Here is a 17150-nt window from a genome sequence, read left to right on the forward strand (position 1 = left end):
TCGTTCTGGAGTGTCCATGGAACAGAACTGGTTTTTTCCGCCCCATCAGGGGATTCGCCTGGGTGACCTCGCGGATCGGATTGGGGCGGAACTCTCTGATGCCAACGTGGCCGATCATGCCATCCATGCGGTGGCACCGGTCTACCGCGCCAAGCCCGGCGACATCTGCTACATGCTGTCGCGCAAGAGCCGCGATGAGTTGGAGAGCTGCCAGGCATCCGCGATCATCTGCGACAAGGCGATCGCATCGATCGTACCGAGCCACATTCCCGTTCTCCTGACCCAGAAGCCGCACACGGCATTCGCTCTTGCCGGTGCGTTGCTGCATGGGGAGGCGCTGCGCCCGTCGTATAACACCAGCGGGCGGGGTATCGCACCCGGAGCCTTCGTCGACCCGACGGCCCGCCTCGAGCCTGGGGTCGAGGTAGAGCCGACGGCGGTTGTCGGTGCCGGTGCGGAGATTGGCAGCGGCACGCGGATCGCGGCCGGGGCGGTCATCGGGCCACACGTTCGGATCGGCAGGGATTGCACGATCTCGGCTGGTGCCAGCATCCTCTGTGCGCTGATCGGCAACAATGTCATCATTCATCCCGGTGCGCGCATCGGTCAGGATGGCTTCGGCTATGCGCCTGGTCCCAAAGGCGGAATGATCAAGATCGTTCAGGTCGGCCGCGTGATCATCCAGGATCATGTGGAGGTCGGTGCCAATACGACGATCGATCGCGGTACGATGGACGATACGGTGATCGGCGAGGGCACGAAGATCGACAATCTCGTCCAGATCGGCCACAACGTCCGCATTGGCCGCTATTGCGGCATCGTCAGCCAGGTCGGCATTGCCGGCAGCGCGCGGATCGGCGATGGCGTGATGATCGGCGGCAATGCCGGTGTCAACGGACATACCACGATTGGAGATGGAGCGCAGATCGCCGCGATGAGCGGTGTGGCGAGCGATGTGCCTGCGGGCGAGCGTTACGGCGGAATTCCGGCGCGGCCGATGCGGGACTTTCTGCGAGAAGTCGCGGAAATTGCCATGCGTTCAAGCGAACGGCATAAGAAAAAGGGTGGCAAGGATGAATGACGCTGCGACAGTTCTCGGCACGGCGGACCTTCAGGAGATCCTCAGACTTCTTCCCCATCGCTACCCGTTCCTGCTCGTCGACCGCATCATCGAGATCGATGACGACAATTCGGCGATCGGCATCAAGAACGTGACGGCGAACGAGCCGCATTTTACCGGCCATTTCCCGGAAAAGCCGATCATGCCGGGCGTGCTGCTGATCGAAGGCATGGCCCAGACGGCGGGCGCCATTTGCGCGCGCAAGACGGGCATCGGCAGCAATCTCGTCTACTTCATGACGATCGACAACGCGCGGTTCCGCAAGCCTGTGGTGCCTGGAGACCGGGTCGAGTTCCACGTCACGAAGCAGAAGCAGCGGGGCAATATCTGGAAATTTCACTGTGACGCAAAAGTTGACGGGCAACTCGTCGCGGAAGCTGATATCGGCGCGATGATTGTCAGCAAGGAAGACGCCTGAACATGATTGCATCAAGTGCCAAGATCCATCCGGCGTCCGTTGTCGAAGACGGCGCGGTGATCGGTGAGAACGTCAAAGTCGGCCCGTTTTGCCATATCGGGCCGAATGTCGTTCTGGGCGACGACATTGAACTCCTCAGCCATGTGGTCGTGATCGGGCGCACGACGATCGGAAAAGGGACGAAGATCTTCCCCGGTGCGGTGATTGGCGGCGATTCCCAGAGCGTGCATCACAGCGCCGTGGATACGACTCTCGTGATTGGCGAGAACTGCACGATCCGCGAAGGCGTGACGATGAACACCGGTACCGTCGAACATGGCGGGACAACCGTTGTCGGTAACAACAACCTGTTTCTCGCCTATTCGCATGTGGCGCATGATTGCCGGCTTGGAAACAATATCATCCTGTCGAACAACGTGATGCTTGCCGGCCATGTGACCGTCGGGGATCGCGCTATTCTGGGCGGCGGCTCGGCCGTTCATCAGTTCACCCGCGTCGGCAAGCAGGCCTTCATCGGCGGGCTGTCGGCCGTCAGCTACGACGTCATCCCCTATGGAATGCTCAACGGCAATCCGGGTGTGCTGAGCGGTCTCAATGTCGTCGGCATGACGCGCTCCGGCATCGAGCGTCAGGTCATCCATGCGGTACGGCGCTGCTACAAGCAGATCTTCGAGGGACTGGAATCGGTCCGCGCCAACGCAGCTGCCGTTCGCGACGAGTATCTCGACTGCCCGCCGGCGATGGAGATTCTCGATTTCATCGCCGCGGAGAGCGACCGCGCTCTGTCATCGCCGAACCGTGGCGGCAAGGGTTGAAGGTTATGGCCGCTCCGCGTCTGCCGCGTAGCAGCGGCAGGCTTGCCATCATCGCCGGCGCCGGCGCGCTGCCGCACCATGTTGCAGAGGCCGCCCGCGGGCAGGGAGAAGACCCGTTCATCATTGCGCTGTCGCGGGAGGCCGATGCCGATTGGAGCGGCTTCGACCACGCCACTCTGGCCATTGGTGATTTTGCCGCAATCAGCAAAACCTTTGCGGCGGAGGGGATCGATCGGGTCGTGCTTTCCGGCGCGGTCCGGCGGCGGCCGGATTGGCGCGATATCCGCCCGACCCTGAAAACGCTGGCAAAAGTACCGAGCGTGCTCAGGACGCTGGTCTCCGGTGGCGACGACGCGGTCTTGCGCATGGCCATGGACCTGATCGAAGCAAGTGGGGCCCGGGTCATTGGCGCGCACGAGGTCGTTCCCGGCCTGCTGGCGGACATCGGCCCCATTGGAGAACACGCCCCGACGGACGAGGACCTGCGTGACATCGAGGCGGGCATCGCTGCCGCCGACGCCCTGGGGACGCTTGACGTCGGACAGGGGGCCGTCGCTATCGGGGGCAGGGTGGTGGCACTGGAGGGCGCCGAGGGAACGGATGCAATGCTGGCGCGGGTCGCCGAACTGAAAGCGGACGGCCGTGTGTCGAGCCGCCGTCGCGGGGTTCTCGTCAAGCTCTGTAAGCCGCAGCAGGACGAGCGCGCCGATCTGCCGTCGATCGGGCCTTCGACCGTGGCGGGTGCCGAGGCGGCTGGGCTCGCCGGCATAGCTGTCGAGGCGGGGCGCGCACTCGTCCTCGAACGGCCGGCGGTCATCGAGACGGCGAACCGCAGCGGTCTTTTCGTTCTGGGGATCGAGCGCAACGCTCGAGAGCGCTCGCGATGACAGAGCGGGCGCACCGGCTGGCGATCATAGCCGGGGAGGTTTCGGGAGATCTGCTCGGCGCCGATCTGGTGCGGGCGCTTCGGGGGCGGATCGACGGGGCGATTGAACTCGTCGGGGTCGGTGGCGATGGGCTGGAGGCCGAGGGCCTTGTTTCCCTGTTCGATTATTCCGAACTGTCGATCATGGGCTTCTCCCAGGTCCTGGCGCGGCTGCCGAAACTTCTTTTGCGCATAAGACAGACGGCACGCGCCATTGTGGCGGCGCGCCCGGATGCCCTCATCATCATCGACAGCCCCGATTTTACCCATCGTGTCGCGCGCCGGGTGCGCGCCGCCCTGCCTGACCTGCCGATCATCGACTATGTCTGTCCGAGCGTCTGGGCCTGGAAGCCTGAGCGGGCGCCCCGAATGCTCGGCTATGTCGATCATGTGCTTGCCGTACTTCCCTTTGAACCGGAGGTGATGGCGAAGCTCGGCGGCCCGCCAACCACCTATGTCGGCCACCGGCTGGCCTCGGACGCCAATCTGCTCGCGGTTCGGGAGCACCGGCGTCAGAGGCAGCAGGCGAGGCAGGGGGACCGAACCAAGGCCTGTCTGCTGCTTCCTGGCTCGCGCGCCAGCGAGATCAGCCGCCTGCTGCCGGTCTTCGACGAGGCCGTTCTGGAAATCGCAGCACGCAATCCGGGCACGCGCTTCCTGCTGCCGACGGTACCGCGTCAGGAACGGCGCGTGCGGGAACTGACGGCAGCCTGGAAGGTTCAGCCGGAGATCTCCGTTGATTCGGAAATGAAGTGGCGGGCCTACAGCGAGGCGGATACGGCGATCGCGGCTTCGGGCACGGTCATCCTCGAATTGGCCCTGGCAGGCGTTCCGGTTGTCTCAACCTATCGTGCGGACTGGCTGGTCACGCTCCTCCATGAAAAGATCCGCATCTGGACGGCGGCGCTGCCGAACCTGATTGCCGATTTTCCGATCGTTCCCGAATATTTCAACAAGGCCATTCGGCCCGGGACGCTCAGCCGCTGGTTCGAGAGGCTTTCGAGCGACACGCCGCAGCGCGCCGCCATGCTCGATGGCTTCGCGATAGTGCAACAGCGCATGGCAACCGACAGCCCGCCGGGCGAGAAGGCGGCAGAAATCGTCCTTAGCTATCTCCAAAACGAAAAGCCCGGCCATTCCTGACCGGGCTTTTTCAACGGGCGGGCTGTTGCGATCAGCGCTTGGAGATCGGCACGTAGTCGCGAAGCGGTGCGCCGACATAAAGCTGGCGCGGCCGACCGATGCGTTGTTCCGGATCCTCGATCATCTCGTTCCACTGGGCGATCCAGCCGACGGTGCGGGCGAGCGCGAAGAGCACCGTGAACATCGTGGTGGGGAAGCCCAGCGCCTTCAGCGTGATGCCGGAATAGAAGTCGATGTTCGGGTACAGCTTCTTTTCGATGAAGTACTCGTCGGTCAGCGCGATGCGCTCGAGCTCCATCGCCACTTCGAGCAACGGGTCGTCCTTGTGGCCGAGCTCGGCAAGAACCTCGTGCGTTGTCTTCTGCATGATCTTCGCACGCGGATCATAGTGCTTGTAGACCCGGTGACCGAAGCCCATCAGGCGGAACGGATCGTTCTTGTCCTTGGCCTTGGCGATGTATTCCGGAATGCGATCGACCGTGCCGATCTCGGCGAGCATGTTGAGGGCCGCCTCGTTGGCGCCGCCATGCGCCGGCCCCCACAGGCAGGCGATGCCGGCAGCAATACAGGCAAATGGGTTGGCGCCCGACGAGCCGGCAAGGCGGACCGTCGAGGTCGATGCATTCTGTTCGTGGTCGGCGTGCAGGATGAAGATGCGATCCATCGCCCGCGACAGGACCGGGTTGACGACATATTCCTCGCAGGGCACGGCGAAGCACATGCGCAGGAAGTTTGCGGCGTAGTCGAGGTCATTCTTCGGGTAAACGAAAGGCTGGCCGATATGGTACTTGTAGGCCATTGCCGCGATCGTCGGCATCTTGGCGATCATGCGCAGCGACGCGACCATGCGCTGATGCGGGTCGGTGATGTCGGTCGAGTCGTGATAGAAGGCCGACAGCGCGCCGACGCAGCCGCACATGACGGCCATCGGGTGGGCGTCGCGACGGAAGCCGGTGAAGAACCGCGACATCTGTTCGTGAATCATCGTGTGATGCGTCACGCGATAGTCGAAGTCATCCTTCTGTGCCTTCGTCGGCAGTTCGCCGTAGAGAAGAAGATAGCAGACTTCCAGGAAGTCGCCGTGATCGGCAAGCTGTTCGATCGGGTAGCCGCGATGCAGCAGCACGCCCTCGTCGCCGTCGATATAGGTGATCTTGGATTCGCACGATGCCGTCGACGTGAAGCCGGGATCGTAGGTGAACATCTTGGTCTGCTTGTAAAGCGAGCCGATGTCCACCACGTCCGGACCGATGGATCCCGATCTCACTGGCAGGTCAGCTGCTTTTCCATCGATTGAGATTGTCGCGCTTGTTCCTGACATGGGACCCTCCGTCTTTTGGCGCTGTGGCACATCGTCCTATGCCACCAAATTAAGCGTTGCGAATTTGCTATATGATTTAGTTTCGACTGCCAAGCTGTACGAAAGGCAAATTGTGCGATGCGAAAATGTGCATATGGCGGCGCAACAATCGCATGTTATGGCAATATATCCGCAAAGATCAATGATCGCTAATCTGGCGGCGCAGCCTTGCGTGGTCGGCTCTGCCTATTTTTTCGGCAGCTAGTCTTCCGATTGCAATGCGGTTCCTTTGGTTGCAGGATCGCTGCGGGCAGCCAGAGGGGGCAGAGCAGGTCGAAATGCGGGAGGGGAGAGGACCTGCGGGGATGCGCGACGCGGAGCGCGGCGCATGGCGTCTATCAGGCCCCGCGGTCGTTCTCGATACTCCCGAAGCCCTGCAGATCAAGGTGGCTCAAGATCCCTTGGCGCGGCTCGATCGCCGCTTTTCCGCCGGCCGGCTTCGAACGTCGGCAGGCTCCATCGCCGGTATTCTGCGCGCCAAGCTGCGCGAGGAAGATGATTTCGGCCATGGCTTCGTGTTGATTCCGGTGCTTCTGGCGCTTGGTGCCGTCCTTTGGTTTTCGCTGCCCGACAACGTCGGACTTGCCAAACTCGCAGCGCTGCTTTGCATTTTCGGCATATCTGCGTTGCTGTGCCGGGGAGATCTGCGTGCCTGGCGGCCGCTCGCCCTCGCGCCAGCCATCCTTGTCGCCGGCATGCTGCTTGCCGCGATCGAGACGCGCCGTGTCGATACCGTCATCCTCGATGGTCCGGTGACGACGAACCTGCGTGGCACCGTGCTGTCGCGTGAGCCGGACGACAGGGGGCGCTGGCGTTACCTGGTCGAGATCGCCGGGACTTCCGGGCCGAAGCTCCGCAGGCCTCCCGAGAAGGCGACGCTCTTGGCACGCAGCCGCCACGAACCTTTTCCCATCGGCTCCACCATCGAGGGCAAGGTTCGTCTCTCGCCGCCCTCCGGCCCGGCGCTTCCGGGTCTCAACGATTTCGCATTCGATGCCTATTTCAAACGTGTGGGCGCCGTCGGCTTTTTCTACGGTGCGCCGCGCAGACCAGAGGAGGGCAATGGCGGTCTCTCGCTCTCGTTACAGATGACGGCCCGCCTGGTGGCCTTGCGCGAAGCGGTCGGCAATCGCATTCGCTCGGCAATCGGCGGCGACACCGGCGCCATCGCCGCAGCACTGGTGACCGGCGAGGAACGCGCCATCAGCCGGGAGACCGTCGAGACATTGCGGGCCGCCGGGCTTTCGCACGTCCTTGCGATCTCCGGGCTTAACATGGTTCTGGCGGCGGGCACCTTCCTCATCGGGGCGCGAACGCTGCTGAGCCTGGTTCCCGGCCTTGCGGCGAGGCGCCCGATCAAGAAGTTTGCCGCCGCCGGCGCGCTCACCATGGTTTTCCTGTACATCCTGATTTCCGGTGGCGCGGTGTCGGCCCTCAGATCCTGGATCATGATCTCGATCATGCTCGTCGCCGTTCTTTTCGACCGCGTCTCCATCAGCCTGCGCAATGTCGCGATTGCCGCCCTCATCGTCATCGCATGGTCGCCCTCGGCCGTGGCCGGTCCCGGCTTTCAGATGTCCTTTGCTGCGACGCTGGCACTTGTCGCCGGCTATGCGCGCTGGCGCGACCATCGGCTGCGGAATGCGGATGCCAAGACATCTCGACTGGGCCAAGTCTCCGGTCCGCTCGTCGCCACTGTCGCCACGTCGCTCATTGGCGGCCTGGCCACCGCCGTCTATGCGGCAGCGCATTTCCATCGGCTGCCCGCCTACGGGCTCCTAGCCAATGTCCTGACGACGCCGTTGATCGGCATTCTCATCATGCCGTTCGGGCTCTTTGCCATGCTGCTTATGCCCTTCGGGCTGGAACACTACCCCTTGATGGTGATGGGGCAGGGGCTGGATTGGATGCTTGCCGTCGCGCGCTATGTGGCGACGCTCGACGGTGAGTGGGCCACTGGTCGGATCGGCGTCACAGGTTTCTTCCTGCTCGCTTTCGGCGGAGTGTTGCTGTGCGTGCTGAGAACCCGACTCGCTTTTGCCGGCGCGGCGCTGATCCTTCTGGGCGGGTCATCCATCGCGCTGGAACGCCAGGCGGAACGGCCGTCGATTACGATATCCGAAGACGGCCAGTTGGTCGGCCTGATCACCGGGGAAGCGATCGCCACCAACAAGGCGCGGCCGCCGGAGTTCATCTTCTCGCAATGGCAACGGGCGCTTGCTCTCGGAGGCCATATCGCCCCGGTCGAGATGCCTGCCGGAGGCCGGAGGAGGAACGGCATTGAGCGCCCGCCGCGGAATTCCACGGCCGCGCATCCGGTCGACGCAATGGCGAGCGCGGCCGAAGCGGCGACGGCTTTGAGCGCTGCGAAGCCGGGGGCCTTTTCCTGCCGCAAGGGTGAGTGGTGCGTCGGCCGCAGCCGGGAAGGCTGGGTGGTAGCCGTGGTCGATGCTCCGGAGGTCTTCGCAGCCCTGTGCGGCCGTGTCGATCTGGTGGTCGCCGCAACACGGCGGACGCTGCCGGCCTGTCCGTCAGGCAAACCCCTGGTCGTGACAGGCACGACATTGCGGCAGACTGGCGCGATCGAGATTTATGCCGATGCGGCGCCGCCTGAGCGGATGCGCATCGTGACGTCGTTCCCGTCGACACAAAGGCCTTGGCAACAACACCGGCGCTATGATTGGCGCAGCGATACTTTTTCCTCCGAACAGGCCGCGTTCTAAAAGGGATCGGGGCCTACAGCTTCGTTCTGGCGTTGCCTCGCCGTTATTCATGATTATTATACTCCAGATATCCTTGTCATCCGAACCCGGTTTGTCGTAAGGAGCATGCTGGCGAGGAAAGCTTGGCAACCTGCCATCGGTGACGCGTTGAACTCGCTTGCCCGACGCGCCGACGCCGATCGGGTAAGCGCACGATTTATGAGGAACGAGATGTCCAATCGGAGCCGTCCGACTTTGAACATGCTGCTGGCGGCCACGCTCGCCATTCTCCTTTCCGCTCCGGCAATGGTCGCGGCCCAGACGGCGCCATCGGAGCCGGTGAAGGTGCCGACGGCCGTTCAGTTGCCGGTTGAAGCTGCGGCCCAGCCGGCCCCGATAACGGCGCCTCTGCCGGCCGAAGGCGGCGCGATCGCCGGCGCCCCGATCCTTCCGCATGACCTGTCACCAGTGGGCATGTTCCTTGCCGCCGACGTGGTCGTCAAAAGCGTGATGATCTCCCTTGCTCTCGCCTCTGTGGTCACATGGGCGATTTTCTTGGTGAAGACGCTGGAGCTTGCCTTTGCGAAATCGCGGATGAAGCGCGCACTTCGCCTCCTCACCGCAGCAAAGGGTCTGGCCGAGGTGGAACTCGACCGCAAGGCGGGAGCGGCGGGCCAGATGATCGCTGCCGCCGTCGACGAAATCACCCGTTCCGAGGCGGTCCTGGATCAGGCACCCGTAGCAGGCGTCAAGGAGCGTGTCGCCTCGCTGCTCGCCCGCATCGAGATCCGCGCCGGCAAGAGGATGAGCGCAGGCACCGGCATTCTGGCATCGATCGGCTCTGTCGGCCCCTTCGTCGGCCTGTTCGGTACCGTCTGGGGCATCATGAATTCCTTCATCGGCATCAGCAAAGCGCAAACGACCAATCTGGCGATTGTCGCGCCCGGTATCGCCGAAGCCCTGCTGGCGACCGCCATCGGGCTTGTCGCCGCCATACCTGCAGTGGTGATCTACAACTACTTTGCCCGCTCGGTCGGTGGGTACAAGCTGATCCTGGCGGATGCCGCCGCTGCGGTTGAAAGGCTGGTGAGCCGCGATCTCGACTATCGCCATGTCCGCAAGACGCAGCCGCGGCGGCAGGACGGCTACGGCGCCGACGCGTCGATCGCCAGGATCGGGTAAGGGCCATGGCAGGACGGATATCCGAGGGCAGCGGCGATCTCGACGAGAACAGCGAGATCAACGTCACGCCGTTCATCGACGTGATGTTGGTTCTATTGATCATCTTCATGGTAGCCGCCCCCTTGGCGACGGTCGACATGAAGGTGGATTTGCCGCAATCGGTCGCCCAGCCGACGCCGCGCGACGACAAGCCGGTCTTCGTGACGCTGAAGGCGGACCTCTCGCTTGCGATCGGCAATGAGGAGACGGGACGTGACGTCTTCGTGGCGGAACTCGAGCGGATCACCAACGCAAACAAGGAAACCCGCGTTCTGCTTCGCGCCGACCGACTGGTCGACTACGGCGAGTTGATGGCAGTCATGAACCTAATACAGGGAGCGGGCTACGGCAAGATAGCCCTCGTCGGGCTCGAGGCCGCACCCGGCCGCTGACGGATCTCGCCCGCCGGCCGCCATCAATCCAACCGCATCGAGCCGCCAGCCTTGCCCGCTGGCGGCTTTCCTTTTTGCGGTCCGAATGTCGCGGTCGCTTGAAACCGGCGGTGCGGCGAATTATGAGCTTAGGCAAGAGGCTGTCACGCAGCCAGGCTGAGATCGCGCGGGGGTTCCGGGTTGGCGGCGCCGCGCCCATTCGCACATGAGGCAGTATCATGAACTTCGAAGCAGCGCGCATTAAGATGGTGGACAACCAGATCCGAACGACGGATGTGACCTCCCATTCGGTTCTGACTGCCTTCCTCTCCGTGCCACGCGAGGAATTCGTGCCGGCGAAGATGAAGGAACTTGCCTATATCGACACCGATATCGAGCTTGTCGGCGGGGCCGCCCCGCGCCACCTCATGGAGCCGTCGCCACTGGCGAAATTGCTGCAACTCGCCCGAATCAGCAAATCGGACAAGGTCCTCGAGATCGGTTCGGGGACGGGTTACGCTTCCGCTTTGCTGTCGCTGATAGCCGGCTCTGTGGTGGCGCTGGAAAGCGATGAGAAGCTTTTCGCCGCAGCAACCGAAACGCTGGCGCGTCTCGGCTATGGCAACGTTGCGGTGACAAGCGGCCCTCTCACCAACGGATATGCAGCCGAAGCGCCCTATGACGTGATCTTCATCAACGGTGCGGTCGAAGCTATCCCAGCCCCGCTCTTCGAGCAGCTTCGGGACGGCGGTCGCCTTATCGCCGTTGAAGGGTTTGGTAACGCCTCACGTGCAAAACTCTATATGCGCGAATCGGGCAGAACTTCCGAGCGATCCGATTTCAACACGTCCGTGAAGCCGCTGCCTGGCTTCCATCGCGAGCGGCCGTTTATTTTCTGAGGTGCCACTTATTGAGGCATCTCAGCATGCGCGTGTTAAGGCCAATTCTGCAATGTTGCCAATCGGCAACGTATCATGTGTTTCTTTTTGAAATACCCCCCTCGAATGCAGTGTACGGTTGTCGTAAGTTCGAATCCGGGGTTCAAAGTGGAAAGAAGCGGTGATTTGCCCGCCGAGGGGCGGCAGGGAGCTTCGTCGCATTGGATTGAGCGGGTCGCCCACGGGGGATTTGATCCGCTGGAAATTGCCGGGCGCGTGCCGCTCGGCTGAACGGAGGGAAGATGGTGTCGATTGTCCGCAAAGCAGCCTTGTGGGCGGCTGTCTCGACCAGTGTGTTGCTTGCGCCGCACACCGTGCTCGCTGAGACGATCTCCGGGGCAATGGCCAAGGCCTATGGGAACAATCCGGATCTCAATGCCGCGCGCGCCGGCCTGCGTGCCACCGACGAAGGCGTTCCGATAGCCAAGTCCGGTTACCGCCCGCAGATCTCTGCCGCGGCGACCGGTACGCTGACACGAGTCGATCAGGAGAGAACGGGGACCCGCGATCTCCATGACGGGCAGGTCGGCATCTCGATCACCCAGACGATTTTCGACGGATTTCAAACCCTGAACAACGTCAGGGCAGCGCAATCGGACGTGTTCTCTGGCCGGGAGACGCTGAAGGCCAACGAGATCCAGATTCTTCTGGCGGCCGCCCAGTCCTATGCGAATATCGCCCGCGATCAGCAGATCGTCGCCATTCGCCGCCAGAACCTGGCCTTCCTCAGGGAGCAGTTGAATGCCGCCCAGGCTCGCCTCGATGTGGGCGAGGGGACCCGGACGGACGTGAGCCAGGCTAATGCGGAACTCGCCAACGCGCAATCGCTGCTCGTCACCGCAATTGCACAGTTGAAGCAGAGCGAAGCAGTCTATGTGCAGATCGTCGGCGACGCCCCGACGGGCATCCGGCAGCCGCGGCCGGCAACGAAGGCCATGCCGAGGTCTCTCGATCAGGCGGTTGCCACGGGCCTGCGGGAGAACCCGCAGATTCTCGCGGCGCAATACAACGTCGATTCGGCAGGCTTCCAGGTGAAATCGGCCGAGGGCACGATGCTGCCCGGTGTCGTCCTGCAGGGATCGGTGACGCGCAACACCGGCAATTCCAGCCTTGACGACACCACGGCGAGCGTTACCGCCCGCCTCGAAGTGCCGATCTATCAGGGTGGCGCTGAATACGGTCAGATTCGCCAGGCGAAGGAAGTCTTGGGTCAGCAGCGCATTCTTGTCGATTCGGCGCGCGCCTCGGTGCAGCAGACGGTCGTTTCCGCCCATGCGCAGCTAGAATCCGCGCTCGCCCGGATCACCGCAAGCAGGTCGCAGATTTCGGCCGCGAACCTCGCTTTGGAAGGCGTCATCGAGGAACGCAAGGTTGGCCAGCGCACCACCCTCGACGTCCTCGACTCGCAACAGGATGTTCTGGATGCCCAGGAAGCGCTTGCCGCGGCTCAGCGCGACGCTGTGGTGGCGAGCTACGCTCTGCTCGCGGCTATGGGCAGGCTGACCGTCAGGGACCAGGGACTGCAGGTGGCCGAGTATCGCCCCGAGCAGCACTACGAAGCCGTCAAGGACAAGTGGTTCGGCCTGCGTACCGTCGACGGTCGCTGAGGTTATCAAGCTTCGCTTTTCTTGAACTGAATTCGGTTCAGGAAATCAGATCATATTGCAAGGAAGTATCGCGCGCCCGTGGTTTGCCATGGGCGCGCGATTTGCTTTGGTTGCTGCGGAACCTGCTGCAAAAAAACAAATCTGTGCAAGAATTTCCTCAACTGATTCGCGACATTTGTTTCGTTCGCGGACTCACATAAGGTCTTTCGAAATCGGCACGCGGACCGCTTCCGACACGCGCTTGTCCGCAGCAAACGAGGATTGAAATGGCACAGCTCAATGTCGCACGAGAACCTTCGATGGATGAGATCCTGGCATCCATTCGCAAGATCATCGAGAACAACGAGCCTGGTCTTGCCGGCGCAGCGCAAACCTTCGAGGACGGTACGGATGATGCGATCGAATTGACGATCGACTCCGAAATCGATGCAGCGATATTCGATTCATCCGACACTCGTTCCCACATGTCGTCATCGGGCGCGGAGTCGACCAGTAGCGGCGCGGAAGTGCCGGCATCCTCTTCGCCGCCGCTTTCCCTCGCCGACGTGGCGGCACGGGTTCGCGCGGCCTCCGAGCGGCATGCATCGCACTACGCCGCCAAGGAGCCTGCTGATCCCGAGCCTGCCAGTCCCGAGTCGGCCGGTCCGGTGGGGGACAGCCCGGTGATCACACAGCGAATGGCGGCAGTTTCATTTCCGAAAGCCCCCTCGGCCGCAGCCGAATCGACGCCCGAGGCCGTGTCGTCGCGCAACTTTGCTGAAGTGCCCGCGTCGGCGGCCGCCGCGCCAACGGCGCCGGCTCACCTGCCGGCTGCGGAAGTGGCGGAGAAGGGCGACAAGACCAGCGGCGGGGCGATCGTTTCACCCGCCGTCGGCCGTCAGGTGGCGCGGGCTTTTGATGATCTGGCGCACGCCGTGGACTACGGGCCGCGGCGCTCTTTCGACGAGATTGCCGAGGCCATGCTTCGCCCGATGCTGCAGGAATGGCTCGACGACAACTTGCCGACGCTGGTCGAAAGACTGGTGCGTGAGGAAATCGAGCGGGTGGCACGCGGTCCCCGTCGCTGATCCATTGCCGGGAGGCCGGTTCGAAGCGCTCGAAAAAGCGACTGAGCGCCGGTTCTCAGGCTCCGGTGCATGGAGCCGTTACGCAAGGCGGCCGCTACCAGACACCTTTGAGTTGACACGTCGGCGCTGCAATCGTCGCGGCTTTTTCCGTGTTTGTGTTGACTTGGCCGGGCCGTTCCGGTTTACAAAACGCTGACATCAATCTCGAAAATTGGTCAAAGAATGCTCGATAAGACCTACGATTCCGCATCCGTCGATCCGCGTATTGCCAAGAAGTGGGACGATGAAAACGCGTTTCGTGCCGGCGCCGGCGTAGAGCCGGGCGCCGAAACCTTCTGCGTCGTGATTCCGCCACCGAATGTTACCGGCTCCCTGCATATGGGCCACGCCCTCAACAACACGCTGCAGGATGTCATGGTGCGCTTCGAGCGCATGCGCGGCAAGGACGTGCTCTGGCAGCCGGGCATGGACCATGCCGGCATTGCCACGCAGATGGTCGTCGAGCGGCAGCTGGCGCAACGCAAGTTGCCGGGGCGCCACGAGATGGGGCGCGAGGCCTTCATCGATAAGGTCTGGGAATGGAAGGCCGAATCCGGCGGCCTGATCTTCAACCAGTTGAAGCGCCTCGGCGCCTCCTGCGACTGGTCGCGCGAGCGCTTCACGATGGACGAAGGGCTGTCCGAAGCGGTCGTCGAGGTCTTCGTCAGCCTCTACAAGGAAGGCCTGATCTATCGCGACACGCGTCTCGTCAACTGGGATCCGAAGCTGCAGACGGCGATTTCTGACATCGAGGTCGAGCAGGTCGAGGTCAACGGTCATCTCTGGCACCTGCGCTATCCGCTCGAAGAAGGCGTCACCTATCAGCACCCGGTCGGTTTCGACGACGACGGCAATGCCACCGAGTGGGAAACCCGCGACTATCTGGTCGTTGCCACGACGCGTCCGGAAACGATGCTCGGCGACACAGGTGTCGCCGTGCATCCCGATGACGCGCGATACAAGGCGATCGTCGGCCAGCACGTCATCCTACCGATCGTCGGACGGCGCATACCGATCGTTGCCGATGAATATCCTGACCCGACGACCGGCACCGGCGCCGTGAAGATGACGCCCGCCCACGACTTCAACGACTTCGAGGCCGGCAAGCGCAGAGGGCTTCGCCAGGTCAACGTGTTGACGCCGGACGGACGGATCACCATCAAGAACAACGAGGATTTCCTCGAGGGCCTGGATCACCCGGCTGCGCTCCACGGCGCCTGGGATCAGCTCGATGGCAAGGACAGGTTCGAGGCGCGCCGGCTGATCGTCGAGATCCTCGAGGCGGCAGGTCTCGTCGACCACGTAGAGCCGCACCGGCATACGGTGCCGCACGGTGATCGCGGCGGCGTGCCGATCGAGCCGCGTCTGACCGAGCAATGGTATGTCGACGCCAGGACGCTGGCCAAGCCGGCGATAGCCTCGGTCAGGGAAGGACGGACGGCCTTCGTCCCCAGGAATTGGGAAAAGACCTACTTCGAGTGGATGGAGAACATCCAGCCCTGGTGCATTTCGCGTCAGCTCTGGTGGGGCCACCAGATCCCGGCCTGGTACGGTCCGGACGGCCAGGTTTTCGTCGAGAAGACCGAGGAAGAGGCGCTGCACGCGGCAATTCAGCATTACATCGCGCATGAAGGACCGATGAAGGCCTATGTCGAGGACCTGCTCGAGAACTTCAAGCCGGGTGAAATCCTGACGCGCGACGAGGATGTGCTCGACACCTGGTTCTCGTCCGCCCTCTGGCCGTTCTCGACGCTCGGCTGGCCGAAGGAGACGCCGGAGCTCGAAAAATACTACCAGACCGATGTCCTGGTCACCGGCTTCGACATCATCTTCTTCTGGGTCGCCCGAATGATGATGATGGGCCTGCATTTCATGAAGGATGCCGACGGCACGCCCGTCGAGCCGTTCCACACTGTCTACGTTCACGCGCTCGTTCGCGACAAGAACGGGCAGAAGATGTCGAAGTCGAAGGGCAACGTCATCGATCCGCTCGAATTGATCGATGAATACGGTGCCGACGCGCTGCGCTTCACGCTGGCGATCATGGCCGCCCAGGGGCGCGACGTGAAGCTCGATCCGGCCCGCATTGCCGGCTATCGCAACTTCGGCACCAAGCTCTGGAACGCCACGCGGTTTGCCGAGATGAACGGCGCCACGAGCAGCGACGGCTTCATTCCGGAAGCCGCCTCGCTGACGGTCAACCGCTGGATCCTCACCGAACTGTCGCGCACGATCCCCGACGTCACCGAAGCGGTCGAGGGATATCGCTTCAACGATGCGGCCGGAAGTCTCTACCGCTTCATATGGAACCAGTTCTGCGACTGGTATCTCGAACTGCTGAAGCCGGTCTTCGGCGGCGAGGACGAGGCGGCCAAGCGCGAATCGCAGGCCTGCGTCGCCTATGTGCTGGACGAAACCTACAAGCTCTTGCATCCGTTCATGCCGTTCATGACCGAAGAGCTCTGGGAAAAGACCGCCGGACCGGGGCGCAACCGCGCCACGCTCCTTTGCCACGCCGAATGGCCGGCTGCCTTCTATGCGGACGACCTGGCGGCCGACGAAATCAACTGGCTGATCGACCTCGTGTCCGGGATCCGCTCGGTCCGGGCGGAAATGAACGTTCCGCCGGCGGCCATGGCGCCCTTGGTCATCGTCGGTGCCAAGGGTCTGACGAGCGAGCGGCTCGATCGCCATGGCCCCGCGATCAAGCGGCTGGCGAGGGTGGAGAGCATCGAGCACGCCGCAGCGGCGCCGCGCGGCAGCGCGCAGATCGTCATCGGCGAGGCGACTGCCTGCCTTCCGCTCGGCAGCCTCATCGATTTGGCCGCCGAAAAGGCCCGCCTTGAGAAAGCAATCGCCAAGGTCGACGTCGAGCGCGAGCGAATTCTCGGCAAACTCGCCAATGAGAAATTCGTCGCCAACGCAAAGCCTGAACTCGTCGAGGCGGAACGGGAGCGGCTGGCCGAACTCAACCTGCAGAAGGACTCGCTCGGCGTCGCTCTAAGCCGCGTTTCGGAAGCAGGCTAGATCGCTTGATGCCTGAATGCTTATGAAAATCCGCGGCAGAAGTGCCGCGGATTTTTATTGTCGCAATGCAACTTCGAATCGCCCCGCCGTCGGGCGATCAGCCGTCGAATTGCACGCATGGGTTTTGACGGGGTCTTTTCCAAGGGGCATCGGGCGGACCGTTTTGCAAAAAGCAATGTTGTTGTCGGTACGTCACACATTGCTCTTTTGTTGGAAAATTTTTCTTATTTTTGCGATCTGATACTGGCGGCTGAGAAATTTATTTTTCACCATTCGGAATATGGCCGAATCGTGAAATTCTTACGTAAATTTGGTGACCGAATTGGTCGGGTTTAGGCTCGGTCTTGCGAATTGCCAATCCAGGGATCGTGTCGAATATTCGGGTCCAAGTGCGGCG

At 62.5% G+C, this 17150-nt stretch carries 14 protein-coding genes; 13 read left to right on the plus strand and 1 reads right to left on the minus strand.

Annotated features, from left to right (window positions below):
• The first annotated feature begins 16 nt into the window (after window positions 1-16).
• The 5 genes from lpxD to lpxB are packed head-to-tail and all read left to right on the plus strand — an operon-like array spanning window position 17 to window position 4421.
• A complete protein-coding gene (gene lpxD / locus N181_RS29500) occupies window positions 17-1081 on the plus strand; it encodes a UDP-3-O-(3-hydroxymyristoyl)glucosamine N-acyltransferase (protein ID WP_037393447.1) in 1065 nt (354 codons plus the stop codon).
• Window positions 1074-1538, plus strand: a complete 465-nt coding sequence (gene fabZ, locus N181_RS29505) for a 3-hydroxyacyl-ACP dehydratase FabZ (protein ID WP_012707899.1) — start codon at window positions 1074-1076, stop codon at window positions 1536-1538. The genes lpxD and fabZ overlap by 8 nt, the downstream gene beginning before the upstream one ends.
• Window positions 1535-2353: an acyl-ACP--UDP-N-acetylglucosamine O-acyltransferase gene (lpxA, locus tag N181_RS29510; RefSeq protein ID WP_037393444.1), complete on the plus strand. Its 819-nt coding sequence runs from the start codon at window positions 1535-1537 to the stop codon at window positions 2351-2353. Before fabZ ends, lpxA begins: the two co-directional genes overlap by 4 nt.
• Before the next feature lie 5 nt (window positions 2354-2358).
• A complete protein-coding gene (locus tag N181_RS29515) occupies window positions 2359-3240 on the plus strand; it encodes an LpxI family protein (RefSeq protein WP_014328203.1) in 882 nt (293 codons plus the stop codon).
• The gene (lpxB, locus tag N181_RS29520) at window positions 3237-4421 is read left to right on the plus strand and encodes a lipid-A-disaccharide synthase (protein WP_037393442.1); all 1185 of its coding nucleotides are present in this window, start codon (window positions 3237-3239) and stop codon (window positions 4419-4421) included. Before N181_RS29515 ends, lpxB begins: the two co-directional genes overlap by 4 nt.
• Window positions 4422-4452: 31 nt before the next feature.
• Here lpxB and gltA read toward each other — a convergent pair whose 3' ends face one another.
• Window positions 4453-5742 carry a citrate synthase gene (gene gltA / locus N181_RS29525; RefSeq protein ID WP_014328205.1) on the minus strand — a complete coding sequence of 430 codons (1290 nt, stop codon included), beginning with the start codon at window positions 5740-5742 and terminating at the stop codon, window positions 4453-4455.
• Window positions 5743-6059: 317 nt separating this feature from the next.
• Here gltA and N181_RS29530 point away from each other — a divergent pair, with 317 nt between their 5' ends.
• From N181_RS29530 to N181_RS33540, 8 genes are all read left to right on the plus strand, one after another.
• On the plus strand, window positions 6060-8504 hold the full coding sequence (locus tag N181_RS29530; RefSeq protein WP_037435260.1) for a ComEC/Rec2 family competence protein: 2445 nt from the start codon (window positions 6060-6062) through the stop codon (window positions 8502-8504).
• A gap of 210 nt (window positions 8505-8714) precedes the next feature.
• The gene (gene exbB, locus N181_RS29535; protein WP_014328207.1) at window positions 8715-9665 is read left to right on the plus strand and encodes a tonB-system energizer ExbB; all 951 of its coding nucleotides are present in this window, start codon (window positions 8715-8717) and stop codon (window positions 9663-9665) included.
• 5 nt (window positions 9666-9670) lie between these two features.
• Window positions 9671-10096 (plus strand): TonB system transport protein ExbD, encoded by a 426-nt coding sequence (exbD, locus tag N181_RS29540; protein ID WP_014328208.1) that lies wholly within the window; start codon window positions 9671-9673, stop codon window positions 10094-10096.
• Between the two features lie 218 nt (window positions 10097-10314).
• Complete coding sequence (locus N181_RS29545) at window positions 10315-10974, plus strand: protein-L-isoaspartate O-methyltransferase family protein (protein ID WP_014328209.1); 660 nt, start codon at window positions 10315-10317, stop codon at window positions 10972-10974.
• A 281-nt stretch (window positions 10975-11255) separates the two neighbouring features.
• A complete protein-coding gene (gene tolC, locus N181_RS29550) occupies window positions 11256-12620 on the plus strand; it encodes an outer membrane channel protein TolC (RefSeq protein ID WP_014328210.1) in 1365 nt (454 codons plus the stop codon).
• A 266-nt stretch (window positions 12621-12886) separates the two neighbouring features.
• Window positions 12887-13687 carry a PopZ family protein gene (locus tag N181_RS29555; protein WP_014328211.1) on the plus strand — a complete coding sequence of 267 codons (801 nt, stop codon included), beginning with the start codon at window positions 12887-12889 and terminating at the stop codon, window positions 13685-13687.
• 222 nt (window positions 13688-13909) lie between these two features.
• Entirely contained in the window at window positions 13910-16753 is a 2844-nt protein-coding gene (locus N181_RS29560) for a valine--tRNA ligase (RefSeq protein ID WP_060564115.1), read from the plus strand.
• A gap of 117 nt (window positions 16754-16870) precedes the next feature.
• Entirely contained in the window at window positions 16871-17089 is a 219-nt protein-coding gene (locus N181_RS33540; RefSeq protein WP_153451522.1) for a hypothetical protein, read from the plus strand.
• Window positions 17090-17150: the final 61 nt, after the last annotated feature.

This window comes from Sinorhizobium fredii USDA 205 (assembly GCF_001461695.1).
GTDB lineage: Bacteria > Pseudomonadota > Alphaproteobacteria > Rhizobiales > Rhizobiaceae > Sinorhizobium > Sinorhizobium fredii.

Excerpts from the sequence above, each read along its gene's own strand:
- lpxD (WP_037393447.1), top strand. The coding sequence starts at position 17 with ATGGAACAGAACTGGTTTTTTCCGCCCCATCAGGGGATTCGCCTGGGT.
- fabZ (WP_012707899.1), top strand. The coding sequence starts at position 1,074 with ATGAATGACGCTGCGACAGTTCTCGGCACGGCGGACCTTCAGGAGATC.
- N181_RS29515 (WP_014328203.1), top strand. The coding sequence starts at position 2,359 with ATGGCCGCTCCGCGTCTGCCGCGTAGCAGCGGCAGGCTTGCCATCATC.
- lpxB (WP_037393442.1), top strand. The coding sequence starts at position 3,237 with ATGACAGAGCGGGCGCACCGGCTGGCGATCATAGCCGGGGAGGTTTCG.
- gltA (WP_014328205.1), bottom strand. The coding sequence starts at position 5,742 with ATGTCAGGAACAAGCGCGACAATCTCAATCGATGGAAAAGCAGCTGAC.
- N181_RS29530 (WP_037435260.1), top strand. The coding sequence starts at position 6,060 with ATGCGGGAGGGGAGAGGACCTGCGGGGATGCGCGACGCGGAGCGCGGC.
- exbB (WP_014328207.1), top strand. The coding sequence starts at position 8,715 with ATGTCCAATCGGAGCCGTCCGACTTTGAACATGCTGCTGGCGGCCACG.
- exbD (WP_014328208.1), top strand. The coding sequence starts at position 9,671 with ATGGCAGGACGGATATCCGAGGGCAGCGGCGATCTCGACGAGAACAGC.
- N181_RS29545 (WP_014328209.1), top strand. The coding sequence starts at position 10,315 with ATGAACTTCGAAGCAGCGCGCATTAAGATGGTGGACAACCAGATCCGA.
- tolC (WP_014328210.1), top strand. The coding sequence starts at position 11,256 with ATGGTGTCGATTGTCCGCAAAGCAGCCTTGTGGGCGGCTGTCTCGACC.
- N181_RS29555 (WP_014328211.1), top strand. The coding sequence starts at position 12,887 with ATGGCACAGCTCAATGTCGCACGAGAACCTTCGATGGATGAGATCCTG.
- N181_RS29560 (WP_060564115.1), top strand. The coding sequence starts at position 13,910 with ATGCTCGATAAGACCTACGATTCCGCATCCGTCGATCCGCGTATTGCC.
- N181_RS33540 (WP_153451522.1), top strand. The coding sequence starts at position 16,871 with ATGGGTTTTGACGGGGTCTTTTCCAAGGGGCATCGGGCGGACCGTTTT.